The 3658-nt window shown below is 70.9% G+C and carries 4 protein-coding genes; 2 read left to right on the top strand and 2 right to left on the bottom strand.

Annotated elements, in window-relative coordinates; genetic code table 11:
- Together AC5LSR_RS05980 and AC5LSR_RS05975 are read left to right on the top strand one after the other, a co-directional pair.
- Positions 1-172: cupredoxin domain-containing protein (locus AC5LSR_RS05980; RefSeq protein ID WP_493468237.1), on the top strand; the 172-nt coding region annotated here is incomplete at its 5' end.
- A 20-nt stretch (positions 173-192) separates the two neighbouring features.
- Entirely contained in the window at positions 193-1377 is a 1185-nt protein-coding gene (locus AC5LSR_RS05975) for a MarP family serine protease (RefSeq protein ID WP_250286069.1), read from the top strand.
- Positions 1378-1456: 79 nt separating this feature from the next.
- Here AC5LSR_RS05975 and AC5LSR_RS05970 read toward each other — a convergent pair whose 3' ends face one another.
- Positions 1457-2371, bottom strand: coding sequence for an alpha/beta fold hydrolase (locus AC5LSR_RS05970; RefSeq protein ID WP_250286075.1), 915 nt, complete (start codon positions 2369-2371; stop codon positions 1457-1459).
- Positions 2372-2564: 193 nt separating this feature from the next.
- Entirely contained in the window at positions 2565-3062 is a 498-nt protein-coding gene (locus AC5LSR_RS05965) for a phage holin family protein (protein WP_250286070.1), read from the bottom strand.
- Between the last annotated feature and the right edge of the window lie 596 nt (positions 3063-3658).

Here is a 3658-nt window from a genome sequence, read left to right as displayed (position 1 = left end):
GGCGGGCTCCGCCCCGCACAACTTCGTGATCCCGGAGATCCCCGAGGCCCGCACCAGCGTCACTTCGGCAGGCACATCACAGTCGGTCACGTTCACCATCGACAAACCGGGCAGTTACTCGTTCCTCTGCACGATCCATCCGAACATGCACGGCACGCTGACGGTCGGCTAGCGGATACCGGGCAGCCGAAGGTGTTCGACATCCTTGACCTCGTCCTGGTCATCGCTGTGATCGTTTTTGCCGTGTCCGGCTACCGGCAGGGCTTCGTGGTCGGAGCGCTGTCCTTCATCGGGTTCCTCGGCGGCGGCGTCCTCGGCGCGCACATAGCGACACCGTTCGCGGATATGATCAACGCGGAGTCGCAGGGCCCCCTCATCGGCATCCTCGTCGTCCTCGGCCTCGCCCTGATCGGGCAGATCGCCGCCACGGCGCTCGGGGCGGCCCTACGCGACCGGCTCACCTGGCGGCCGGGCCAGACCGTCGACTCGGTGGCTGGCGCGGTGCTCTCCGGTATCTCGGTGCTGCTCGTGGCGTGGCTGCTGGCAACGGCGGTCGACCGGTCCCCGTTCACCACCCTCGCCGAGCACGTCCGCCGCTCCGAGGTCCTGCGGACCGTCGACGCGGCCATGCCGAACGCCGTGCGCGACGCCTTCGCCGACCTGCGCAGGCTCGTCGACCAGAACGGCTTCCCCGAGGTCTTCTCCGGTCTCGGCGGAGGGCAGATCGTGCCGGTCGAACCACCCGACACCACCGCCGAGAACACCCCGGCCGTGCAGGCCGCGGCGAACAGCATCCTGAAGATCCGCGGGATCGCGCCATCGTGCTCCAAGCGGGTCGAAGGCACCGGCTTCGTCTACGCGACGGAACGGGTGATGACGAACGCCCACGTCGTCGCCGGGGTGACCCGGCCCCAGGTCGAGGTGGGCAACAGCACCCTGCCGGCCAGGGTCGTGCTGTTCGACCCCGACACCGACATCGCCGTCCTCTACGTGCCCGGCCTGCGCCGGACGCCGCTGCCCTTCCAGAACAACCCGCCCGGCCGTGCGGGAGACGACGCGATCGTCGCCGGATACCCCCAGGACGGCCCGTACACGACCGCGCCGGCCCGTATCCGCAACCGCCAGACCGCCAGGGCCCCGAACATCTACTCCCAGGGCACGGTGCTCCGTGACATATACGCCGTCCGTGGGCAGGTGCTGCCGGGCAACTCCGGTGGGCCGCTGCTGTCCGAGCAGGGCGCCGTCTACGGCGTGGTGTTCGCCGCCGCCACGAACGACTCGGACACCGGGTACGTGCTGACCAGCGCCGAGGTGGACGACCTGGCCGCCGCCGGTCAGACCACGACCAACGCCGTCAGTACCCGAGGCTGCGACTGACCGGGAGCCGCGACTGGCCGGGAGCCGCAGCCGGCCAGGATCTGTGACCGGACGGGAGCCGCGGCCGGACGGGGTGGCCTCACCGCGCCAGCCAGGAGAGGATCTCCTTGGTGACGACGTCCGGGGCCTCCTCCGGGAGGAAGTGGCCGACCCCGTCCAGCAGCTTCCACTCGTAGGGGCCGCTGACGTAGCGCCCTGAGCCCTGCGCGGTGGACGGGAGCATGAACCTGTCGAGGCGCCCGTGCAGCTGCAGGGTGGGGGCGGACACCGGCTGGCGCAACGCGGCGGCGAAACGGGCCCCGTCCGGCCGGAACAACGACCGGAAGACCCAACGGTGGTACTCCAGCGAGCTGTGCGCGACCCCGGGAATCCGGATCGCCTCGCGATAGCGGGCCTCCGTCTCGGCGTCGGGATAGCCCGGGCCGCCCCACGCCCGCAGCACCTCACCGACATAGGCCGCGTCGTCGGCGACCAGTACCCGCTCCGGGCGCCACGGCAGCTGGAAGGTGATCAGATGCCGGCCGGCGGCACCCTGCCCGCGCAGGTTCGCCAGCATCTCGTGCCGGGTCCGCAGCGGATGCGGCATGGAGAGCACCACCAGCCCGCGCACGAGACGGGGGCACAGCGCCGCGGTCGTCCATCCGGCCAGGCCGCCCCAGTCGTGCCCGACGATCACAGCATCCCGTTCGCCGAGGGCCCGTACCAGCCCGGTGACGTCGTCGGACAGGGTGAAGGCGTCATAGCCACGGGGGGGCTTGTCGCTGGCCCCGTAGCCGCGCAGGTCGGCGGCGACCACCCGGTAGCCGGCAGCGGCGATCCCGGTGAGCTGATGGCGCCAGCCCCACCAGAACTGGGGGAACCCGTGCAGCAGCAGCACCAGCGGGCCCTCGCCAAGCTCGGCCACGTGCAGCCGGGTGCCGTTCGCGGACACGTCACGGTGATGCCACGGGCCATCCACAAGGACGACGCCGGGCTCGGGAACGGCAGCCTCCATCACACGTCAGCATGACAGACAGCCGGTTCGGGACGGCATGTCCGCCGTGCCAGGTGGGCCCGGGGCGTCCGCCGGAGCGCGTCAGCGGACCGGTTCGGCCGGCCGGCCCACCTGCGGCCAGCTCGCCCGCGACCGGTCCGTCTCTGACGAGCCGACTCACTGGCTCAACTGACGAGCCGGCTCGACGAGCGGTTCAGCGGACGGGGACGGTGTCCTCCCGGTGGCTGAGCGGATTCCCGTCGGAACGGTGCGCGCCGGCATGGTTCACGCTGGACCCGACGATCGCCGTCGGGTGCTTCAGCCAGGCGATATCGTCCCTGACCGTCTGCAACGTGCGCTCCGGGGGCGACAGTTTCTTCAGCCGGGTGGCCGCGAGCAGGGCCAGCAGGGATGCGACGAGCACAAAGAGCAGGGCCGTGAGGAAGTACGACCAGAACCGCTCCACGCCGGCCCAGGTGAACAGCTCACCGAGCCCGATCGTGATCGCGATCAGCGCGCCGAACCCGAGGCCGGCCGCGCCGGCCAGGAGCCCGGCGCCGAGCCCGGCGGACACGGCCTGTTTCGACAGCTCCGCCTTCGCCAGATCGATCTCCTGCCGGACGAGTAGTGATATGTCCCGTGTCGCGACGGCGACGAGCTCGCCGAGCGTCGCCTCCCGACCGGCTGAGCGGTCGTGTGTAGGGGTCGGCACCGTTGATCCTCCTTCTGGGCACGGGCTGTCCTCCACCGGCATGGACGTGGCTACCGCCTGACGCTGGGCACAGCGTCACGGGCCGCCTGACAGCGTCCAGGTCACCACATGGTGCCCGATGGCAACAGCTCAACACATCCACCGTTCATCCATGGTCGTCAAGCGCGGTTGCGGAATGTCCGAGACGGCTGTGGGCCTCCCTGTGATCCGCTGTTCCCCGGTTCTGCGACATCCGGGACCGGTACCGCCTCCGGGCTGCTGAAGCGTTCGTTGCTGAGGCGTTCTCTGCGCAGTCTGCCGCGTCCGGCGTCGGCGCGCGGCCCGGATATGTTGTGATGCCCGTACCCGGCCGGTTCGGGCCGTCGCGACCGGGCCTGATGGACGTCGGTGGGCGTGACGACCGAACGAGGATCTTTCCCATCCGCCCCCTTGCCCGGACCGGCCGCGGGCTGCCGGCCTGCGGCGGGCCGGCCGCGGGCCCGTACGCGACCGGATGTCCGTCCGGAGGTGACCCGGTAGCGTACGGACAATGACCGCAGCCACCGGGTCGGATCCGTTCGCTCTTCTCACCGTTCTGCCGGGCGTTCACGACGCGG

Source organism: Protofrankia sp. CiP1_Cm_nod4 (assembly GCF_982290645.1).
This window is presented reverse-complemented; position numbering and strand designations above follow the sequence as displayed.